This is a genomic window from Photorhabdus namnaonensis, assembly GCF_001684335.1.
Lineage (GTDB): Bacteria > Pseudomonadota > Gammaproteobacteria > Enterobacterales > Enterobacteriaceae > Photorhabdus > Photorhabdus namnaonensis.
Genome location: NZ_LOIC01000080.1, coordinates 85,846 through 86,208 on the forward strand (window position 1 = coordinate 85,846; position 363 = coordinate 86,208).

1 pseudogene is annotated in these 363 nt (G+C 41.0%); it reads left to right on the forward strand.

The features are described from left to right. A pseudogene (locus tag Phpb_RS26105) lies at positions 1-200 on the forward strand (lipase family protein); the annotation flags it as partial. Positions 201-363 lie beyond the last annotated feature (163 nt).

Sequence of the window (363 nt, forward strand, 5' to 3'; positions counted from 1 at the left end):
CCTGTCAGGACAGTCAGCGTCAATTTAAGGCGAAAATGGACAGTTATAAGATGCTTATTCCTGACAATGTTTACTACCGAAATCTCTATTTTCTGGATATGGATAAGCAGTTAATAAAATCACTGACGGTCAGCCAGCAGGAAGAACAAGGGGAACTGGCCTTACAGCATTACTGTGATAAACAGGAACTGTCCGTATGAAAATATTGAAGATAACGCTGGCCTTATTATTTCTCTATTTTATTTACTGGGCGTTTGGCGACACCTTTTTTGACCGGCTTTTTCCTTTTTCACCTGACGAGAAGAAACAGTTGATTACGGTGGAAGGTGTCGTGCCGAAATACACAAAACCGTATGTATCTGC